At 67.1% G+C, this 20055-nt stretch carries 17 protein-coding genes, 1 other RNA gene and 1 riboswitch; of the genes, 7 read left to right on the top strand and 11 right to left on the bottom strand.

Translation table 11 applies throughout. The features are described 5' to 3' along the window. The first annotated feature begins 81 nt into the window (after positions 1 to 81). Complete coding sequence (locus tag L1088_RS10090) at positions 82 to 2664, top strand: hypothetical protein (protein ID WP_234554904.1); 2583 nt, start codon at positions 82 to 84, stop codon at positions 2662 to 2664. A 46-nt stretch (positions 2665 to 2710) separates the two neighbouring features. On the opposite strand, the gene secD is transcribed toward L1088_RS10090, so the two are convergent. The 6 genes from secD to rimP all read right to left on the bottom strand — a co-directional run bounded on the left by secD (position 2711) and on the right by rimP (position 8880). Then, a complete protein-coding gene (gene secD / locus L1088_RS10095; protein ID WP_234554906.1) occupies positions 2711 to 4918 on the bottom strand; it encodes a protein translocase subunit SecD in 2208 nt (735 codons plus the stop codon). 106 nt (positions 4919 to 5024) lie between these two features. Next, complete coding sequence (locus L1088_RS10100; protein WP_234554908.1) at positions 5025 to 5315, bottom strand: hypothetical protein; 291 nt, start codon at positions 5313 to 5315, stop codon at positions 5025 to 5027. Positions 5316 to 5322: 7 nt separating this feature from the next. Continuing rightward, entirely contained in the window at positions 5323 to 7038 is a 1716-nt protein-coding gene (infB, locus tag L1088_RS10105) for a translation initiation factor IF-2 (RefSeq protein ID WP_234554910.1), read from the bottom strand. Further along, positions 7007 to 7282 carry a YlxR family protein gene (locus L1088_RS10110; protein ID WP_234554911.1) on the bottom strand — a complete coding sequence of 92 codons (276 nt, stop codon included), beginning with the start codon at positions 7280 to 7282 and terminating at the stop codon, positions 7007 to 7009. Before L1088_RS10110 ends, infB begins: the two co-directional genes overlap by 32 nt. Further along, on the bottom strand, positions 7279 to 8442 hold the full coding sequence (gene nusA, locus L1088_RS10115) for a transcription termination factor NusA (RefSeq protein ID WP_234554912.1): 1164 nt from the start codon (positions 8440 to 8442) through the stop codon (positions 7279 to 7281). The genes L1088_RS10110 and nusA overlap by 4 nt, the downstream gene beginning before the upstream one ends. A gap of 12 nt (positions 8443 to 8454) precedes the next feature. Then, positions 8455 to 8880 (bottom strand): ribosome maturation factor RimP, encoded by a 426-nt coding sequence (rimP, locus tag L1088_RS10120; RefSeq protein WP_038049386.1) that lies wholly within the window; start codon positions 8878 to 8880, stop codon positions 8455 to 8457. A 159-nt stretch (positions 8881 to 9039) separates the two neighbouring features. Here rimP and ssrA point away from each other — a divergent pair. The 6 genes from ssrA (at position 9040) to L1088_RS10150 (ending at position 15093) form a co-directional block, all read left to right on the top strand. After that, positions 9040 to 9388, top strand: a transfer-messenger RNA (tmRNA) gene (gene ssrA / locus L1088_RS10125). A 107-nt stretch (positions 9389 to 9495) separates the two neighbouring features. Continuing rightward, positions 9496 to 9616, top strand: a riboswitch (FMN riboswitch). Positions 9617 to 9618: 2 nt separating this feature from the next. Continuing rightward, the gene (gene ribD, locus L1088_RS10130) at positions 9619 to 10752 is read left to right on the top strand and encodes a bifunctional diaminohydroxyphosphoribosylaminopyrimidine deaminase/5-amino-6-(5-phosphoribosylamino)uracil reductase RibD (RefSeq protein WP_234554913.1); all 1134 of its coding nucleotides are present in this window, start codon (positions 9619 to 9621) and stop codon (positions 10750 to 10752) included. Then, positions 10752 to 11354: a riboflavin synthase gene (locus tag L1088_RS10135; protein ID WP_038046112.1), complete on the top strand. Its 603-nt coding sequence runs from the start codon at positions 10752 to 10754 to the stop codon at positions 11352 to 11354. Before ribD ends, L1088_RS10135 begins: the two co-directional genes overlap by 1 nt. Next, positions 11338 to 12537, top strand: a complete 1200-nt coding sequence (locus L1088_RS10140; RefSeq protein WP_234554914.1) for a bifunctional 3,4-dihydroxy-2-butanone-4-phosphate synthase/GTP cyclohydrolase II — start codon at positions 11338 to 11340, stop codon at positions 12535 to 12537. Before L1088_RS10135 ends, L1088_RS10140 begins: the two co-directional genes overlap by 17 nt. A gap of 20 nt (positions 12538 to 12557) precedes the next feature. Next, positions 12558 to 14699 carry a VWA domain-containing protein gene (locus tag L1088_RS10145; RefSeq protein WP_234554915.1) on the top strand — a complete coding sequence of 714 codons (2142 nt, stop codon included), beginning with the start codon at positions 12558 to 12560 and terminating at the stop codon, positions 14697 to 14699. 52 nt (positions 14700 to 14751) lie between these two features. Next, positions 14752 to 15093, top strand: a complete 342-nt coding sequence (locus L1088_RS10150; RefSeq protein WP_234554916.1) for a hypothetical protein — start codon at positions 14752 to 14754, stop codon at positions 15091 to 15093. Here the strand turns inward: L1088_RS10150 and L1088_RS10155 are convergent. The 5 genes from L1088_RS10155 to lysS form a co-directional block, all read right to left on the bottom strand. Next, positions 15050 to 15535, bottom strand: a complete 486-nt coding sequence (locus L1088_RS10155) for a PaaI family thioesterase (RefSeq protein ID WP_234554917.1) — start codon at positions 15533 to 15535, stop codon at positions 15050 to 15052. The two genes, L1088_RS10150 and L1088_RS10155, sit on opposite strands and share 44 nt — an antisense overlap. Then, complete coding sequence (locus L1088_RS10160) at positions 15532 to 15951, bottom strand: cobalamin B12-binding domain-containing protein (RefSeq protein ID WP_038046121.1); 420 nt, start codon at positions 15949 to 15951, stop codon at positions 15532 to 15534. The genes L1088_RS10155 and L1088_RS10160 overlap by 4 nt, the downstream gene beginning before the upstream one ends. Before the next feature lie 9 nt (positions 15952 to 15960). Beyond that, a complete protein-coding gene (locus tag L1088_RS10165; protein WP_234554918.1) occupies positions 15961 to 17616 on the bottom strand; it encodes an acyl-CoA mutase large subunit family protein in 1656 nt (551 codons plus the stop codon). 78 nt (positions 17617 to 17694) lie between these two features. Further along, positions 17695 to 18579: a cation diffusion facilitator family transporter gene (locus tag L1088_RS10170; protein ID WP_234554919.1), complete on the bottom strand. Its 885-nt coding sequence runs from the start codon at positions 18577 to 18579 to the stop codon at positions 17695 to 17697. Beyond that, complete coding sequence (gene lysS / locus L1088_RS10175) at positions 18580 to 20055, bottom strand: lysine--tRNA ligase (protein ID WP_234554921.1); 1476 nt, start codon at positions 20053 to 20055, stop codon at positions 18580 to 18582.

A 20055-nucleotide genomic window follows, 5' to 3' on the forward strand; every position in this document is an offset into this window, starting at 1 on the left:
GTGCACATCTTTTCCAAAGTCCCTGCGTTGGCGCAAGCCTTGGGGCTTGCCCCCGGGCCGAACCCCGGCGAGAATGAAGCCGTGCCCTACCCGGTACCTACCTTGAGGCTCCTCCCTCCGCGCACGGCCAAGGAGGTGCGGCGAGACCGCCCAAGACGCTTGGTGGAGGAAGCCTTCCGCCAAAGCCCCGGGGTGGTCCTGGCTGCAGGGGCGGGGTACGGGAAGACCAGCCTGGCCTCGGAGTTTTCCGGGGTCTACGTGGCCCTGGCTGAGGAGGCCAAGGACCCGGCGGTTTTCCTGTGGCACCTTCTGGCTGCCTACCAAGGTCGGGCCGAGCTTCAGCAGGTGGCGGAGCTCTTGGAGGCGGGGGCTTGGCCTAGGGCCTTGGAGGCTTTGTTAGGTGCTCTGGAGCCCTTGGGCTTCCACCTTTTGGTGTTGGATGAGGTGCATCGGGCGGAAAGCCCCGGGGTGCTCAAGGTGGTGCAGGGCCTGGTCCGGCTTCCCGGACTAAGGCTCTTGCTCCTTTCGCGCAGGGCCACACCTTTTGCTTTCCTCACGGTGCTTTCCGAGGGAGAGTTGGCCTTCGATCCTGAGGAGGCCTGCCAGCTCGCCAGGGCCTTGGCCCCTGAGCTTCCGGCTTTTGAGGTGGAACGGGCTCTTTCCCTGGTGAAGGGATGGCCCTTGGGCCTGAGGGTAGTTCTGTTGGCCATGCGCCGAGGGCTTAAGCCGGAGCTGGCGCTGGAGAGCGCTGAGGGGCTCTTGGCCTACTTGGCCTATGGCCTTCCCGAAGAGGTTCTGCGGGAGGCCTCGAGGCTGGCCCTTTTGGGGGAGGTTCCGGAGGCGGAGGGGCAGGTCCTTCTGCCCTTCGCCGAGGACCTGCTCCTGGAAAGGAGGGAGGGGAAGCTCTGCTTCCATCCCTTGGTGCGCAGCGCCTTGAAAACGCTCCTCTCCGAGGCGGAGGCCCGGGGGCTCCTCACCAAGGCGGCGGAAGAGGCCCTAGCCCGCGGGGAAGGGGTTCGGGCGGCCGAGTTTCTCCTGGAGGCGGGAAGGCTTGGCCACGTGGCGGATCTTTTGGCGCAGGAAGGGCTTTCCTGGTTGGCCCGGGGCCTCACCTATACCGTCTTGCGCCTTCTGGCCCACCTGCCGGAAGCCCTGCGGCGAGGGCGGCATAAGCTCGGCCTCTTGGAGGCGGAGGCCTTGCGCCAGGCTGGGCGTTACCAAGAGGCGGAGGCTGCTTACCAGAAGGTCCTTAGGGCAGGGGAGACCCGGGCCTATCTGGGGTTGGCCCGCCTTTTCCTGGACACGGTGGAGCCCGCGCGGGGGCGCCCCTATGTGGAGGAGGCCTGTCGGCTCTTTCCGGAAGAAGCGCGGACACTTCTTGCCGAGAACCTCCTCAACGAGGGCCGGGTGGAGCAGGCGGAGGCCCTGGGGTTTTCGGGGCCGCGGCTTCTCCTTCGGCAGGGAAAATCTGCAGAGGCCCTGGCCTGGCTTAGGGAAAGCGCGGAACCCGGCTTGCACCGGCCGCCGCAGAACCATCGTGAAGGCGCCCTTCTTCGGGCGCTTCTGGAGTGCGTGGCCGGGGATGCGGAAGAAGGCCTTCGCTGGGCGGAGCGGGGGTTGAGGGAGGCCGAGGTGCTGGGAAGCCCCTTTGGCATGAGCCTGGCCCAGGCCAGAAGGGGCCATGCTCTTCTGGCCTTGCATCGCTTGGAGGAGGCCAAAACCGCTTACCAGTCCGCTTTGGCCATGGCGGAAGGAGGCCCAGCCCGGCTTAAGGTGGAAGCCCTGGGGGGGCTGGCTGCTCTGGGGGATGAAGAGGCCTACAGGGAAATGGTCCGCCTGGCCCGGACCGCCGGGGATCTTTGGGTGGAAGGCTTCCTCACCCTTATGGTGGCGGTGGCTTGGCTTCGGCGGGGTGAGGTTTTTTCCTTGCCCGCTCTGCCCCTTTTGGACCCCTTCCTTCGGGCTATGGCCGAGGCTTACCCCTTTGGGGATGGATGGGAAGGCCTTTTGCGGGTATACCCCTTCCTGGCCCACCGGACGCTTTTCTCACCCCCGGTTTCCCGGGTACGCCGGGCCCTTTGGCGACTTGGCCGCCTTCCCGTTCCCTACCATCCCGGGGTGCGGGTGGAGATACGGGTTCTCGGGGGATTTGAGGTGCGGGTGGAGGGACGGCCTGTACGGTTCCGCCGGGATAAGGCTCGCCTCCTCCTGGCCCTCTTGGCCACCGGGGACTGGGCGAAGGAGGATCTGGAGGAGGTCCTGTCGGTGTCCGCTGGGGAGTTTCGGGTGCTGTGGTGGGAGGTGGTGAGTGCTTTGGAGCCCGGCCGCCCTAAAGGGGCCAAGCCCTATTTCCTCCGCCAGAGGCCTTATGGGCTTAACCGGGAAGCTCCGGAGCTGTACCTGGATCTGCAAGACCCCGAGGCTCCCTTGGCCTTGCCCTTTCGGGGGCTGGGGCATCCCTTTCTAGAGGACTGGGCCAGGGCTTATCTGGAGGAGCGGCGGCAAGGGCTTTTGCGAAGCCCCCGGCTCGAGGACTGGCTCCTGGCCCTGCGCTTAGATCCCTTGGACGAAGAGGCTCTGCGCCGCCTCCAGGGTACTTCGGCCCAGGAGGAGGGCCTTCTCCTGCACCGAAGGGCCTTGCGGGAGCTGGGTTGGGAAGGTTAAACCCCCAGGGGATGCGGCCCCCGGGGGTGGGTTCTCCCGCTTCTACCTAGGCTGCCTTCTTGGCCCGCGCTTGCCGTAGCTCCTTCCAGAACACCACCAGGGCGCTCACCACGTAGATGGAGCTGTAGGTGCCCACGAAGATGCCCACGAAGATGGCCAAGGAGAAGTCCCTCAAGACGCTTCCCCCCAGGAAGAGAAGGGCGATGATGGGCAGGAGGGTGGTGAGGCTGGTCATCACCGTGCGGGAGAGGGTCTGGTTGATGGAGCGGTTCACCATCTCCCGGTAGGGCACCCCCCGCAGGAGCTTCTGGTTTTCCCGGATGCGGTCGGAGACCACGATGGAGTCGTTGATGGAGTAGCCCACGATGGTGAGCAGGGCGGCGATGGTGGGGATGGAGAACTCCAGGCCCAAAAGGCTATACATCCCCGCCACGATGGCCACGTCGTGGGCCACCGCCAGCACGCTGGCCACCCCGAAGGTCCAGTCAAAGCGGAAGGCCACGTAGATGAGGATGAGGCCCAGGCCCACCAGCACCGCCATCACCGCATTGCGGCGAAGCTCCGAGCCGATGGCAGGGCCCACGGTTTCCGAGGTGAGGACCGTGGCCTTGAGCTCCGAGGCGAAAAGCCCCTCCAGCTCCAGCCGTTTGGTGTCGGGCAGGGGGGGGAGCTTCAGGGAAAACTCCCGGTAGTCGGCGGTGGGGGCTTGCACCTGGGTGATCACCGCCTCCTTGGCAGGGAAGCCCTTCTCCTCCAGGAAGCGCCTCAGGGTGTCCACGCCTACCTCGGTTCCTGTGCGCACGGTATAGGCGGTGCCCCCGGTGAAGTCGATGGAATAGTTGAAGCCCTTGGTGAAGACCACGCCCGCCGCTAGCACCGCCAGGAGGAGCGTGGCCGCGGTGATGAAGCGGGCTGGGCCCATGAAGTTGAACCTGGGGTCCACCAGCCACATGGGGGGGCGGATCTCCCCCCGGTCCGCCAGGCGCTCCAGGAGGTAGCGGCTGAAGACCAGGTTGGAGAAGACGCTGGCCACCACGCCGATGGCCAGGATGACCGCGAAGCCCCGCACCGGCCCGGTGGCGTACTGGTAAAGGGCCGCTGCCGCCAGGAGGTGGGCGATGTTCACGTCCAGGATGGTGAGGGTGGAGTGCTTGAAGCCCTCGGGGATGGCCTGGCGGAACTTCTTTCCTGCCCTTAGCTCCTCCTTGACGCGCTCAAAGGAGAGGACGTTCCCGTCCACCGCCGCCCCCAGGGTGAGGACCAGGCCGGCGATGCCGGGAAGGGTCAGGGTGGCCCCCAAGCCCGAGAGGAGGCCCAGGATCAAGACCGAGGTGTAGATGAGGCCCAAGGAGGCCACCAGGCCAAGGCTAAAGCCGTAGTAGGCGAAGATGAGGAGGAAGATGGCCAGGGTGCCGATGAGGGCCGAGCGGATGCCCGCCTGGATGGCGTCCTGGCCCAAGGTGGGGCCTATTGAGCGGATCTCCGCCACTTCCAAAGCAACCGGAAGGGCACCGGAGCGTAGGACCAGGGCGATCTCGCTGGCCTCCTCGAGGCCCGATAGCCCCTCGATCACCGCCTGCCCCCCGGTGATGGCCTGGCGGATCACGGGGGCGGTGTAGACCTTGCCGTCCAAAACGATGGCCAGCTGCTTGCCCACGTTGGCCCGGGTGACCTCCTCAAACTTCTTGGCCCCTTCCGGGGTGAAGGTGAGGGCCACCTGGGGGCGGCCGAACTGGTCGAAGACCGCCCGGGCATCGGCCAGATCCGCGCCCGTAAGAAGGGCTGGGCCCAGGTCCTCGGGCTTGATGAGGTTCTTCTCCAGGTCTTCCCGCTTGAGCCTGGGGTTTTCCCTGAGGGCCTGGTTGATCTGGGCCACGGTGGTGCCCGTGGCCCCCTCCTTGAGGATGCGGAACTCCAGCACCGCCCGCTGGCCGATGAGCTTGAGGGCTCGGTCCTGGTCGGCCTGGGAGAGGCCGGGAAGCTCCACCACGATGCGCTTCTGCCCTTGGATTTGGATCAGGGGCTCGGCCACACCCAGGGCGTTGATGCGGTTTTCCAGCACGGTGCGGGCCTTTTCCAGGTCGTCGGGGGTGGGGTTTTCCACCGCGGCCTCCAGCACGATGCGGAGGCCCCCCTTGAGGTCCAGGCCCAGCTTCACCTTGGGCTCTTGGGGCGCCCAGGGTTTCCAAACGAGGAGGATGGCCAGGAGAAAAAGGCCCAGGAGGAAAAGTCCGTGCAACAGCTTTCGGTTCATAATGCGTCCTTAGATCACAGGTGTTGAGGTCCTTTGGCCGGGGAAGCCTGCTATACCCTAGCCCGCGCCGCCTTCCCGCCTCAGCGCGGGCCTCCGGGGGATTGGGCTAGCCCCCGTCCAGCTGCAGGCGCAGGTAGAGGAGGTAAAGGTCGGGGCCTAGGGGTGCAGGAGCGGGGCTGGGAAGCGCCCCTTCCCGAGGAGGCTCGGGCAGCGCCCGGGGAGGTTTGGGTAGGGCTGGGAGGAGGGGAGCGGGGCTCCCGCCCCCTCGGTCTTCCTTCTGGACCAACGCCGGGCCCTTGGTCAGGAGTCCTGCCCGGTCCTCCCCCTTGGGGGCGGGTAGGGCCACCCCCTGGAGGACCAGGGCCACCGCGGCCCAGATGGGAAGGAGGCGCCCCATGGTTCCCTTAGGCGGGGATTTCCACCATCTGGTAGGCCTCGATGACGTCCCCCTCCTGGAAGTCGTCAAAGCCCTCGAGGCCGATGCCGCACTCGTAGCCCTGGGCCACCTCGCGCACGTCCTCCTTGAAGCGCTTGAGGCTGGCCATGCGGCCCTTCCAGATCTCCTGGCCCTTGCGCAGGACGCGCACCTCGGCGTTGCGGGCGATCTTCCCCTGGGTCACCATGCAGCCGGCCACCTGCTTGCCCATGGGCAGGCGGAAGACGGCCCGCACCTCGGCCCGACCCAGGACCTCTTCCTTGTACTGGGGCTCCTTCTGCCCCTTGACCATGGCCCGCACCTCGTCGACGAGGTCGTAGATGATGCGGAAGGTCTTGAGGAGCACCCCTTTCTGCTCCGCCGCTTTCTTCACCGAACCCGAGGGGTTCACCCCGAAGGCCAGGATGGCGGCGCCCGCCGTCTGGGCCAGAAGGACGTCGGACTCGGTGGGAGCCCCTACCTGGGCCAGGAGGACGTTGATCTGCACCTCTTCCGTGCTCTCCTTGGCCAGGATGTGCTGGATCGCTTCCAATGAACCCTGGGTATCGGCCCGCAGGATGAGGTTGACCTCCTTCTTCCCCTCCTCCTGCAGGGCGCGGAGGAGGTCGGCCATGGTCTTGGGGCGGCGCTCCCGCTCCGATTCCTCCTTGGCTTTGCGTTCCTCCTTGCGCTCCTCGGCGATCTCCTTGGCGGCCTCGAGGTCCGGCACCCACTCCACCACATCCCCAGCGTGGGGAAGCTCCTGGAAGCCCAGCACCTGCACGGCGCTTCCCGGGCCCGCCTCCTTGCGCTGGTGGCCCTCCGCGTCCATCATGGCCCGGATGCGGCCGTACACTTCGCCGGCCACCACGTAGTCCCCCACGCGGAAGGTGCCCTCCTGGACCAACATATTGGCGATGATGCCCGCCTGCTTGTCCAGCCTGGACTCCAGGATGATGCCCTTGGGCTCGGCGTTGGGGTCCGCCCGGTAGTCCTCCAGCTCGGCGATGAGGAGGATCATCTCCAGGAGGTCCTGGACCCCCTGGCCGGTTTTGGCGCTGATGGGCACCACGATGGCGTCCCCGCCGTACTCCTCGGGCACAAAGCCCCGCTCCATGAGCTGGCGCTTTACCCGCTCGGGGTCCGCCTGCGGGAGGTCCATCTTGTTCAGAGCGAAGACGATCTTGGCCCCGGCGGCCTTGGCGTGGGCGATGGCCTCGTCCGTCTGGGGCATGATGCCGTCGTCGGCGGCGATGACGATGATGGCGATGTCCGCCACCTTGGCCCCCCGCTGCCTTATGGCGGTGAAGGCCTCGTGCCCCGGGGTGTCGATGAAGACCACCGTGCCCTGGGGAGTCTTCACCTCAAAAGCGCCCACGTGCTGGGTGATGCCCCCGGCTTCCTTCTCGGCGATGCGGCTCTTGCGCAGGTAGTCCAGGAGGGTGGTTTTCCCGTGGTCCACGTGGCCCATGATGACCACCACGGGGGGGCGGCGGGGGAGGGCCTTGCGGCGCTCCTCCTCGGCCATCTTCTCCTGGAGACCTCGCTGCTCCTTGACCAGTTCCCGCACCGCCTCCGCGTCCTCCTCGGAGAGGGTGGAGGCGTGGGATTTGTAGGCCACCCCCATCTGGTCCAGGAGCTCTAGGAGCTCGTCGTTTTCCATGCCCAGCTCTTTAGCCAGCTGGTAAATGCGTATTTTGGCCATCCCTACCTCCTAAAAGGGAGGCCAGGGCTTCGGAAAGGGCCCTGGCGCGGCTACCGGCAAAGCGCCGGAGCTTCTTCTCCTGCCAGCACTCCGGGCTGTCGGGGCAGACGTAGGCCCCCCTGCCCGGAAGTTTCCCTGAGGGGTCCAGCTGGAACCCATCCGCGGTGAGGAGGATGCGCAAAAGCTCCCCTTTGGGCCGCCTTCTGCGGCAGGCCACGCACATGCGGATGGGCACGTGCTTCATGACCCAAGGTCCTTGAAGAGCTTCTCGAACTCTTCCTTGGCCCGGGAGGAGGACTCCGTTTCCTCCTGAGCCGCCCGGCGGATGGCTTCGTCCAGGTCGGAGATCTCCGCCTCCTCGAAGTGGATGTCGTAGCCGGTGAGCTTGGAGGCCAGGCGCACGTTTTGTCCCCCGGTGCCGATGGCCAGGGAGTGTTGGTCCTTGGTGACCTTGACCCGGGCTTTCTTGCCGTCGGGGTCCAGCTCTATGGAGCCCACCTGGGCGGGGGAGAGGGCGTTTCGGATGAACTCCTTGGGGTCCTTGGCCCACTGGATGATGTCCACCTTTTCCCGGCCCAGCTCGGCGGAAACCGCCTGGATGCGCTGCCCCTTGTGCCCGATGCAGGCCCCGATGGGGTCCACATTGGGGTTGTGGCTCATCACCGCCACCTTGCTCCGCTTCCCCGGCTCCCGGGCGACAGCCTTGATCTCCACGATTCCCTCGGCGATCTCCGGCACCTCCTGCCTCAGGAGATGCCTCAGGAGTTCCTCGTGGGCCCGGCTGACGATGAGGGAGGGACCCTTGGCGGAGCGGTCCACCTTCTTCAGGTAGACCTTGAGGCGCTGGCCAGGGTAGTAGCGCTCCGTGGGGATTTGCTCGCTCCGGGGCAGGTAGGCCTCGCCGCGGCCCAGCTCCACGAAGACGTTGCCCCGGTTGTCTACCCGGGTCACCACCCCGGTGAGGACCTGGCCCTCCTTGTCCTTGTACTCGTTGTAGATGCGGTTGCGCTCGGACTCCTTGAGGCGCTGGGTGAGGATTTGGCGCAGGTCCTGGATGGCCATGCGGGAAAGGCCCTCGGGGTCGATGGGGAACTCCATCTCGTCCCCCACCTGGACCTCGGGGTCGTACTGGAGGGCCTCGGACAGGGCGATCTCCTTGTCGGGGTCCTCCACCTTCTCCACCACGCGGCGGACTTCCACCATCTCGATGCGGCCTGTTTGCGGGTCGATGTAGACGTCCACCTCTGGGCCCTTGCCCGCGTCCACCTCTTCTTTTTTGTACCCTTTTTGTCTTTTGATGTAGGCCTTGCGCAGGGCCTCCTTGAAGGCCTCGAGGACCTCCTCGGTGGTGACCCCGCGCTCCAGGGCCAGCTGTTGCATGGCGTCTATGAATTCCCGGTTCATGCTTCCCCCTTTTTACCTCGGCTCCTCGGGCCACTCGGCGAGGTTGGCGCGGAAGGTGCCCAGGGTCAGGCGCTTCTCCTCGGTGCCCACCTGGAACACCACCTCGTCCCCCTCCAGGCGCAGGATGCGCCCGGTGAACCCCTCGGGCCCCGGCACTTTGGCCTTGAGGCCCTGGAAGCGCTCAAAGTGGCGGCGGGTGAAGAGGGGGCGCTTGGGCCCGGGGGACTCCACCAGGAGGCGGTAGGAGCCGGGGATGGGGTCTTCCCGGTCCAAGACGGCCTCAATGGCGCGGCTCGCCCGCTCCAGGTCGGCCACGCTAATGGGCTGTTCGTCTTTGCGCTCCAGGCGCACCAGCACCTCCCCCGGAGCCTCCCTGACCTCCAGGACCTCGAGGTCCAAGGGCTCCACCGCTTCCTCCACCAACCGCCAAAGCTCCACGGGCACCTCCTCACCTCCCTTCACAAAGGAAGGGTGGGCTTACACCCACCCCCCTCCCTTGGGAGCACTGCTCGTAGTCTACACCCAAGGCCCCCTTGACTACAACCCCTTTAGCCTAGTACACTCAAGGTTGCCGGTCCCATCCCGGCCCAACCACATGGGGGTGAACGGTCTCGACGGGGGTCGCCGAAGGCAGGCTGGCGCGCCGAGGTGCGGGTGGCCTCGTAAAAACCCGCAAAAGAATAAAGGCCAACAAGCCTGCTTACGCTCTCGCGGCTTAGACCCGCGACCTCGCCCGGAAGCCCTGCCGGGGGCTCGTCGGCGCGGGGACACCAAACCCGGCTAGCTGTGGGCGACGCCCCGTAGTCCGCAGCGAACCTTAACGGGGCTTGCCCCTGGCCGCCCGTCCGCGGGCCAAGCCAGGGGGACACCCAAAACGCGGACTACGCGCGTAGAAGGCCGCTGTAGGGACTCTCGGACGGGGGTTCAACTCCCCCCACCTCCACCAGGAAGGGCGCCTGTGGGCGCCCTTTTGCCTTTTTAGGTCCAGGGTCTTTAGGGACCAGCGGACATTCTTCCTCCCCGACCTGCTAAAGTGGGCTTGGTGCCACCTGGCACCTCCTTCGGGGCGGGGTGGAAGTCCCCACCGGCGGTGAAAGCCCGCGAAGCCCCTTTGGGGCCCGACCCGGTGGAACTCCGGGGCCGACGGTGAAAGTCCGGATGGGAGAAGGAGGGCCTTTGCGAGAGCTGGACGAGCGTTTCCTGCGTAGAGCCCTACAGCTGGCCGAAAGGGCCAGAGGCCATACCCACCCCAACCCCATGGTGGGGGCGGTCTTGGTGCACGAGGGCCGCATCGTGGGGGAAGGGTACCACCCCAGGGCGGGGGAGCCCCACGCAGAGGTCTTCGCTTTGAGGCAGGCGGGGGCCTTGGCCCGGGGGGCCACCGCCTACGTTTCCCTGGAGCCTTGCAACCACCATGGCCGCACCCCCCCCTGCACCTTGGCCCTCTTGCAGGCGGGGGTGGCCCGGGTGGTGGTGGCCGCCCGGGACGAGAACCCCCTGGCCAAGGGGGGGCTTGAGCGCCTCCAGGCGGCGGGGGTGGCGGTGGAGGCCGGGCTTTTGGAGGAGGAAGCCCGGGAGCAGAACGAGGTGTTCTTCAGCGTCCAGAAAAAGGGGCGGCCCTTTGTTCTTTTGAAGGCGGCCCTCACCTTGGACGGTCAGGTGGCGGCCCGCTCCGGCGACGCCCGCTGGGTTTCCTCGGAGGCGAGCCGAAGGGTGGCCCAGGCGTACCGCCAGTGGCTTCCCGCGGTGATGGTGGGCGTGGGGACCGTACTCCAGGACGACCCCGCCCTCACGGTGCGCCATCCCGACTTCAGGCCCTTCCCCCTCATGCTGGAGCCTCCTCCCTTGCGGGATCCGGCCAAGGTGGTCCTGGACACCGAAGCCCGCACCCCTCCCCAGGCCCGCCTCTTCCAGCCGGGTCCCCGGGGGGAGCCCGCCCGGGTGTACGTGCTGGTGGGGGAAGGGGTGCCCAGGGGGCGGCTTGCCGCCCTGGAGCGGGCAGGGGCCTGGGTGGTGGAGCTTCCCCGGGACGGGGGAAGGGTGAGCCTCGAGGCCGCCTTGGCCTTCCTCCTGGAGGAGGGTTTGGACGGGGTGTTGCTGGAAGGCGGGCCTCGCCTGGCCGGGGCCTTCTGGCAGAGGGGCCTGGTGGACAAGCTGGCCCTGTTCCTGGCCCCCAAGCTTTTGGGAGAGGGAAGGGGCCTCCTGGAGGGGTTTGTCCCCGAACACATGGCCGAGGCCAAGGGGCTTAGGCTGGTGCGCAAGGAGTGGATCGGCAAGGATCTCTGGCTGGAGGCTTATCCGGAGGAGTGATGTTCACGGGACTCGTGGAGGAAACGGGTGAGATCGTCAGGGTGGAGGAAGGCCCCTTCCTCAGGGTCAGGATCGCCGCAAAAAGGGTGCTTGCGGACCTGAAGGTGGGGGACTCGGTGGCGGTGGACGGCGCCTGCCTCACCGCCGTGGAGGTGGACGGGGAGGGGTTTTGGGTGGAACTGGCCAAGGAAACCCTGGCCCGCACCGCTCCCACCTGGCGCCCTGGGCACTGCCCCAACTTGGAGCGGGCCCTGCGGGTGGGGGACCGGCTTGGGGGGCACTTCGTCACCGGGCACGTGGATGGGGTGGCGGAGCTTGTGGCCATCGAGGAGGCTCCGGGGGCCAGGAACTACTTCTTCCGCCCCCCCAAGGGCTATGCCCGCTACATCGCCGAGAAGGGAAGCGTGGCCTTGAACGGGGTTTCCCTCACCGTGGCCGGCCTTGAGGGGGAGGTTTTCTTCGTCACCCTTATCCCCCACACCCTCGAGGTCACCAACCTGGGGCGCCTCTCGCCCGGGGACGGGGTGAACCTGGAGGTGGACCTCATCGCCCGCTATCTGGAAAGACTCCTGGAAGGAGGCGTGCATGGAAGGGCTGGCTAGCGTGAAGGAACTCTTGGAGGAGCTCCGCCAAGGACGCCCTGTGATCCTGGTGGACGATGAGGACCGGGAGAACGAGGGCGACCTGATCATGGCGGCAGAGCACGTCACCCCGGAGTGGGTGAACTTCATGCTCAAGGAGTGCCGAGGCCTCCTCTGCGTGGCCCTGTCCGAGGAGCGGGCCAAGGCCCTGGACCTTCCTCCCATGGTGGAGCGCAACCAAGACCCCCAGGGCACCCGCTTCACGGTGAGCGTGGACGCTAGGGGCACCACCACGGGGATCTCCGCCTTTGAGCGGGCGGCCACCATTAGGCTCTTGGCGGACAAGGAGGCGGGCTCCCAGGACTTCCGCCGTCCCGGGCACATCTTTCCCCTGGTGGCCCGGCCGGGCGGGGTTCTGCGGCGGGCCGGGCACACGGAGGCCACGGTGGACCTCTTGCGCCTGGCCGGGCTTACCCCGGTGGGGAGCCTCATCGAGATTCTCAAGGAGGACGGCACCATGGCCCGCCTGCCCGACCTTCTGGAGTTCGCAAAGAAGCACGGGCTCAAGGTGGGCACCATCGCCGACCTGATCCGCTACCGCCTGGAAAAGGGGGACCTTTACGTGCGGCGGGAGGCGGAGGCGCTTTTGCCCACGCAGTACGGGGAGTTCCGCATCCTGGGCTACCGGGACACCCTCAGCGGGCAGGAGCACGCCGCCTTGGTGATGGGGGAGTGGGGGCCGGAGGAGCCCGTGCTGGTGCGCATGCACTCCGAGTGCCTCACCGGGGACGCCCTCCACTCCCTGCGGTGCGACTGCGGCTTCCAGCGGGACCTGGCTTTGCAAAAGATCGCCGAGGAGGGCAAGGGGATCCTGGTCTACCTCCGCCAGGAGGGGCGGGGGATCGGCCTTATCAACAAGATCCGGGCGTACCACCTGCAGGACCAGGGCCTGGACACGGTGGAGGCCAACCTGGCCCTGGGCTTCCCCCCAGACCTCCGGGACTACGGGGTGGGGGCGCAGATCCTCTACGACCTGGGGGTGCGCAAGATGCGCCTCCTCACCAACAACCCCCGCAAGGTGAAGGCCCTTTCCGGCTTCGGCATCGAGATCGTGGAGCGCGTGCCCCTGCGGGCGGGGGACAACCCCTTTAACGAGCGCTACCTCCAGGCCAAGAAGGAGAAGCTGGGGCACTGGATGGACTGAGGGGCCTTTAGGATAGGGCTATGCCCCGCCTGCTGCGGGGAGCGGTGCTCCTCCTGCTCCTGCTGGCCTTTTTGGACCTGAAGGCGCCCCTGCCGGGCCGGGTGGTCTACCTCTTGGACTTCTCCCCCTCGGCGCGGGAGGGCGTCTTTGCCCTGGCGGAGCGCCTGCCCAAGGAGGGGGTCTACGTGGCCTTCGCGGAGCGGGCGGTGCGGCTTCCCGCTCCCACGGCCCGGAGGCTGGACCTGGGGGAGAGAACGGACCTGAAGGCGGCCTTTCAGGAGGCAGCCAAGCTCAGGCCCAGCCGGGTGGCGCTGGTGTCCGACGGGCTCTTGGAGCCCCTGCCTCCCCCTTTCCCCCTGGACGTCATCCACGTGCTTCCCAAGGTTCACGTGGAGGTGCGTTTGGTGCCCCCCCCTTATCCCCTTTTCGGGGAGACCGTGGGCGTGGGGGTGGTCCTCGAGGCCCCCCTCCCCACCGAGGCCCGCCTGAGGGTGGAGGGGCCCGGGGGGGTCCTGGAGCGCTCCTTGCGGGTGGAGGGCTTAAAGAGCCTCACCTACACCTTCCCCCTCACGGAGGAGGCCGAGGTGCGGGCGGTGGCCGAAGGCCCTTGGGGGCGGAGCGAGGCCCAGGTGCGGCTCGCCCCCGCCGACCGCCCCAAGGCCCTGGTCCTGGGGGATCCGGCCCTGGCCCGCTACCTGGAGGTCCAAGGCTTCCGGGTGGAGGAGGGTCCGTTCCGGGTGCCCCTCGAGGCCGACCTGGTGGCGGTGGGGCTTGGGGTCTTGGACCTCCCCGAGGGGGCTCCTGAGGCCCTTCGGGACTACCTTCGCCGGGGCGGGGGCCTCCTCTTTACCGCCACCGCCAAAGGGCTCTTCTTCGGCGGGTGGGACCGCGCCCTGCCCGAGGACCTTCCCCTGAAGCCCCTAGGCCGCAAGGGGGCCGCGTTGGTGCTGGTCCTGGACGTTTCCGGGAGCATGGAAGGGGATAAGCTCTCCATGGCCGTGGCCGGGGCCTTGGAGCTTTTGCGGTCGGCGGCGGAGGAGGACTATGTGGGCGTGGTCCTCTTTTCCTCCACCCCGCGGGTTCTTTTCCCTCCCAGGCCCATGACGGCCCAGGGGAAAAAGGAGGCGGAAAGCCTCCTCCTCTCCGTGCGGGCAGGGGGCGGGACGGCCCTGGGGCCCGCCTTCCGGGAAGCGGTGCGGCTTTTGCAGGGGGTGCCGGTGGAGCGCAAGGGCCTCCTGGTGCTCAGCGACGGCCTCATCGCCGATGCGCAAGAGCCCCTCTTGGCCTTAGCCGAGGGCTCGGGCCTCGAGGTGAGCGCCATGGCCCTGGGGCCCGACGCCGACCGGTCTTTTCTCCAGGCCCTGGCCGAGAGGGGTGGGGGGCGGTACTACCAGGCAACGGCCCCAAGGGAGCTTCCCCGGCTTTTCTTGAAGGAGGGACAGGAGGTCTTCCAGGGGGAGGGTTTGGAGGGTCGTTTCCCGGTGGCGGTGAAACCCCATGCCCTGACCCAGGGGTTTGCCCCACCTCCCTTGGCGGTCCTCCTCCCGGCCCGGGCCGAGCCCTGGGCGGAAGTGCTTTTGGAGAGCGGCAACCGGGCGGTCTTGGCCTTGGGGGAGCGGGGGGAGGGCCGGGTGGCGGCCTTGGCCACGGACCTCTCCCGCTCCTGGCGGGGATGGGAAGGGGCGGCTCCCTTTTTGGGCGGCCTCGCCCGCTACCTCGTGGGGGGCCGGCGCTCCTTAGCCCTCTACGCCTACCCCCAGGCAGGGGGCGTCCAGATGGTGGTCCTTGGCCAGCTGGAGAACCCCATCCTCCTGAGCGGGGGAAAGGAGGTGCCCCTGGTGCCCACGGGACCTGTGCGCCACGAGGCTTGGGTTTCGGAACCTGGGGTGCTTCGGGAGGGCAAGCGCCAGATACCCCTGGCCCTGCCCCTGCCAGGGGAGTGGACCCCGTACCCGGGGGAAAAGGTCCTCCAGGAAATGGCCGAGGCCAGCGGGGGACGGGTGTTGCGCCTTCAAGATCTGGGTCTAGCCCCACCGGCATGGGTGGCGCTTAGGCCCTACCTCTTGGCCCTGGCCCTCTTCCTCTTCCTGCTGGAGCGGTACCAGGAGGCTCGCGCAGGGGCTTTGGCTCGCGGTGGGCCCCCAGAGGCTTCCGGCCCTTAGGGTGTGTGCAAAAATCACACGCCGCTATTCATATCCCCTCTAAGCTGAAAACATGTTCCACTGGGATGACGAGCTGGAGCGCCAGGTGAACCAGTACCTTGCGCGAAAGCGCAGGGAGGAGAGCCACCTGGAAAAGCTCCTCCAAGAAAAGGAAATGCAGGTCTACCAGATGGGCGTGTTGGTGGAAAGCCTCAAGCGGGAGAAGCAGGTGCTGGAGGACCGCTGCCAAATCCTGGCCTTGGGCCAGATCTTCCCCGCCCAGGAACTCCGCCAGATGCGCGACCTCCTGGAGGAAGCCTGGCTGGAGCTAGCCCTCCTCGCTTCGCCCCGGGCTGGTGCCTTGTCCCAGCTCATCCGGAGGTTGGAGCGCTTGCTGGAGGAAAGCCCTCGGTGATCTGAACCAAAACGGCTTCCCCGCGCACCGTGAGCAGGCCGTCGGCGAAGAGCTCGGTGTCCACCACCACCTTTTTGCCCTTGACCTCCCGGGCCCGCCCCACCAGGACGAGCTCCGGGCCCAGGGGGGTGGGCTTCAGGTAGTCCACCTTGAGGCTGGCGGTCACAAAGCGGAGGGGGGTCTTTTCCAGGTCCAGCCCCTCGGCGTCCGCCTTGGCGGCGGCGGCGGTGGCGGTGGCGTGGCAGTCCACCAGGGAGGCGAGAAGCCCCCCGTAGACAAACCCGGGGATGGCCGTGTGGTGTGGGCTCGGGGCGAAGGCGGTGCGGCTCTCCTTGCGCTCCTTGTCCCAATAGGTCTTGAGGTGGAGGCCCATGGGGTTCAGGTAGCCGCACCCGTAGCAGTGGGCCCACTCCGGGGGGTAGTAGAGCTGGATGGCCTTCATGCCAAACCCTGGGCCCGCCAGCGCTCGGGCACCGCCTGGCGGAGGAAGTCCACGATCTCCTGGGTGCTGGTCCCAGGGCCGAAGACCGCCGCCACCCCAAGCTCCAGCAGCTTGGGCACGTCCTCGTCGGGGATGATGCCGCCGCCGAAGAGGAGGATGTCCGAGGCCCCCTGTTCCTCCAGGAGCCTTTTCACCTCGCGGAAGTAGTGCATGTGGGCCCCGGAGAGGATGGATAGCCCGATGGCGTCCACGTCCTCTTGGACCGCCGCGCTGACGATCATCTCCGGGGTCTGGCGCAGGCCCGTGTAGATCACTTCCATGCCGGCGTCCCTTAAGGCCCGGGCCACCACCTTGGCCCCGCGGTCGTGGCCGTCCAGGCCCGGCTTAGCGATGAGCACCCGTATGCGCCTGTCCATAGCCCCATCCTAAACGTAAGCTGGCTCCTGGTAGGTGCCGTAGACCTCCCGCAAGACGTCCATCATCTCCCCCAGGGTGCAGTAGGCCAGGGCGCACTCCACGAAGTGGGGCATGGTGTTCCCCCCCTCCACCGCCGCCCGCCGCAGGCCCGAAAGGGCCTCCTCCACCCGCCTGGGGTCCCGCTCTCGGCGCACCCGGGCCAGGCGCTCGGCCTGCACCCGCTCCACCTCGGGGTCCACCAGCTGGATGGGAACCTTCAAGGGGATCTCATCGGTCAAGGCGTTTACCCCCACGATGATGCGCTCCTTGCGCTCCACCTCCTGCTGGTAGCGGTAGCTGGCCTCGGCCAGCTCCCGCAGGAAGTAGCCCTCCTCGATGGCCCGCACCACGCCCCCCATGCGCCGGATCTCCTCGATGATGGCCATGGCCTGGCGCTCCATCTCGTCGGTGAGCCACTCCACGTAGTAGCTGCCCGCCAGGGGGTCGATGGTGTGGGTGACGCCCGTTTCGTAGGCGATGATCTGCTGGGTGCGGAGGGCGATGGTGGCCGACTCCTCCGTGGGCAGGGCCAGGGCCTCGTCGTAGGCATCGGTGTGCAGGCTGTTGGTACCCCCCAAAACGGCGGCCAGGGCTTGGATGGCCACCCGGGCGATGTTGTTCAGGGGTTGTTGGGCGGTGAGGGAGACCCCGGCGGTCTGGGCGTGGGTGCGGAGCATCCAGCTTTGCGGGTTCTTGGCCCCGTAGCGGTGGCGCATCTCCTTGGCCCAGATGCGCCTCGCCGCCCGGAACTTGGCGATCTCCTCAAAGAAGTCGTTGTGGACGTCGAAGAAGAAGCTGATGCGGGGGGCGAACTCGTCGATGTCCAGGCCCCGCTTGAGGGCGGCCTCCACGTACTCGAAGCCGTCGGCCAGGGTCCAGGCCAGCTCTTGGACCGCGGTGGAGCCGGCTTCCCGGATGTGGTAGCCGGAGACGGAGATGAAGTTCCACTTGGGGACGTTCTTGGGCCCCCACTCGAAGGTGTCGATGACCAGCTTCACGCTGGGCTCGGGGGGGAAGATGAACTCCTTCTGGGCGATGAACTCCTTGAGGATGTCGTTCTGGATGGTGCCCCCCAGCTTCTTCCAGTCGTAGCCCCGCTTCTTGGCCACCGCCAGGTACATGGCCCAGATGGCGTTGGCCGGGCTGTTAATGGTCATGGAGGTGGTGACCTCTTCCAGGTTGATGCCCTCGAAGAGGACCTCCATGTCCGCCAGGCTGGAGACCGCCACCCCGCACTTGCCCACCTCTCCCTTGGAAAGGGGGTGGTCGGAGTCGTAGCCCATGAGGGTGGGGAGGTCGAAAGCCACGGAGAGCCCGGTCTGACCGGCCTTTAGGAGCTTCTTAAAGCGCTCGTTGGTCTGTTCGGCGGTGCCGAAGCCCGCGAACATGCGCATGGTCCAGAGCTTGGACCGGTACATGGAGCCGTAGACCCCGCGGGTGTAGGGGTACTCCCCCGGGTAGCCCCGCTTTTCCTCGTACTCCGGGTCCAGGACCCCGATGTCCTCGGGGGTGTAGAGGGGCTCTGGGGCGATGTCCGAAAGGGTGCGGTGGGCCACGGGCCTCTCGGGCATCTTCTCCAGGCTCTTCCGGTAGGTTTCCCTGAGCCAGTCGTGCTTCTTGCGCATGGGCCCTCCCTTTGCCCTGTAGTTTACGCTTTTATGCGCCCCTGGAAAAGGGCGTCATGTCCTCCATGAGGCGAACCTCTAGGGGGCCCGCTCTCCTTGGCTTTGACGTTCGCTTTCCGGCTCCACGTGGATGGTGACGGAAAGCCCAGGGAACTCCCCTTCCAGGGCCCGTTCCAGCTCGTCGCAGAGGCGGTGGGCTTCCTCCACGCTCATGCTTCCCGGGACGACCAGGTGGAACTCCAGGAACGCCCGGGGGCCCGCCCGGCGGGTCTTGAGGTCGTGGACCTCGAGGGCCCTTCCTTGGAGCACGCGGGCAATGGCCCTGCGGATCCCCTCCACCTCCGCGCCCGAAAGCCCCTCGTCCATGAGCCCGCCTACGGACTGGCGCACCAGGCGCAGGCCCATGAGGAGGATGTTGCCCGCCACCACCAGGGCGAGAAGGGGGTCCAGCACCCAGAAGCCCGTGAGCCAGGCTAGGCCCACCCCCACCAGAACGCCCACCGAGGTGAGGACGTCCGACAGCACGTGGTAGCCGTCGGCGGTGAGGGCGGGGGAGCGCAGGGCCTGGCCCTGCCGGATCAGGTGCAGGGCCAAAAGGCCGTTTAGTGAGGAGGCGAAAAGGCTCACCAGAAGCCCAGGGCCCAAACCCTGGAGGGCCTTGGGGTTTAGAAGCCGGGGAAGGGCCTCTTGGGCGATGAGGAGAGCGGCTACCACCACCAAGACCCCTTCCAGCACCGCGGAGAAGTACTCAGCCTTGGTGTGGCCGAAGGGGTGGGTTTCGTCGGGGGGCCTCTGGGCGAAGCGGATGGTGAAGAGGGCCATGAGGGCTGCGGCCACGTTCACCGTGGACTCGAGGGCGTCGGAGAGCAGGGCCACCGAACCGGTGAGGAGGTAGGCCAAGGCCTTTAACCCCAGGACCCACAGGGCCACCAGGAGGCTGAGGCGGGCGGCCTTCTCCGCCATCTAGGCCTTTTCCTCCACGGGCTCCCGCTTGGGTTTGAGCAAGGGGAAGAGGAGGACGTCCCTCAAGGAGGGCTGGTCGGTGAGGATCATGGCCAGGCGGTCTAGGCCGAGGCCAAGCCCCGCCGCCGGGGGCATGCCGTACTCCAGGGCCAGGAGGAAGTCCTCGTCGGGCTCAGGGGCCTCTTCATCCCCCTCTTGCCGGCGCCGGGCCTGCTCCAGAAAGCGCTCCCGCTGGTCCAGGGCGTCGTTGAGCTCGGAGTAGGCAGGGGCCAGTTCCATCCCGGCGGCGTAGAGGTCCCAGCGCTCCGTGAGGCCGGGCTTCTCCCGGTGCCGCTTGGCCAAGGGGCTGATGGCCAGGGGGAAGTCAAAGACGAAGGTGGGGTCTTGCAGATCGGGCTCCACGTAGATGCCGAAAAGCTTGTCCAGGAGCTTGTAGCTGGGCACTTGGGCCAGCTCGGGGTGGTGGGCGTCGGCCCAGAGGCGCAAGCGCTCCAGGTCCAAGGGGTCGAAGGGCAGGCCAGCTTTCTCCTTGAGGGCCTCCACGAAGGAGATGCGCCTGAAGGGTGGGGCGAAGTTCAGCACCCGGCCCTGGTAGGGCACCTGGTAGCTGCCGAAGAGGTGGAGGGCTAACCCCGAAAGGAGCTCTTCCACTAAGAGGGCCATGTCCTGGTAATCGGCGTAGGCCCAGTAGGCCTCCAGCATGGTGAACTCGGGGTTGTGGTTGTGGTCGATGCCCTCGTTGCGGAAGTTGCGCCCGATCTCAAAGACCTTCTCAAAGCCGCCCACCAGGAGGCGCTTCAGGTAAAGCTCCAGGGAGATGCGCAGGTAAAACTCGTGGTCCAGGGCGTTGTGGTAGGTCTTGAAGGGCCGGGCCTCCGCCCCACCGGTGGTGGGCTGGAGGATGGGGGTTTCCACCTCCAAAAACCCCCGCTCCTCAAAGAAGCGGCGGATGTAGCGCACCATGGCGGTGCGCCGGCGGAAGACCTCCCGCACCTCCGGGTTCACGATGAGGTCCAGGTACCGCTGGCGGTAGCGGACCTCCTTTTCCTTGAGGCCGTGCCACTTGTCGGGCAGGGGGTGAAGGCTTTTCACCAGGGGCGTCCAGGAGAGGACCTTGACCGTGACCTCCCCGGTCTTGGTGGTGAAGAGGGTGCCCTTCACGCCCAAGATGTCCCCCACATCCAGCTTTTTCAGGAGCTCGTAATGGGGGGTGAGGTCCTTCTGGAAGTAGAGCTGGATCTTGCCGCTCTCGTCCAGGAGGTGGGCGAAGGTGACCTTGCCCATGCGCCTTAGGGCCAGGAGCCGCCCGGCCAGGGCCACTTCCTCGCTCCATTCCGTCTCCGGGGGAGCTCCCGCTTTGGCGGCCAGGATCTCTTGGGCGCTTTGGGTCTTGGGGTAGCGGTAGGGGTAGGGCTCGAAGCCCGCCTCCACCAAGGCTTCCAGGTTCAGCAGGCGTTGCCGGGTTTGCTCGTTCAT

Origin of the sequence: Thermus caliditerrae (assembly GCF_021462525.1) — a bacterium.
In the GTDB taxonomy this organism is placed as follows: domain Bacteria; phylum Deinococcota; class Deinococci; order Deinococcales; family Thermaceae; genus Thermus; species Thermus caliditerrae.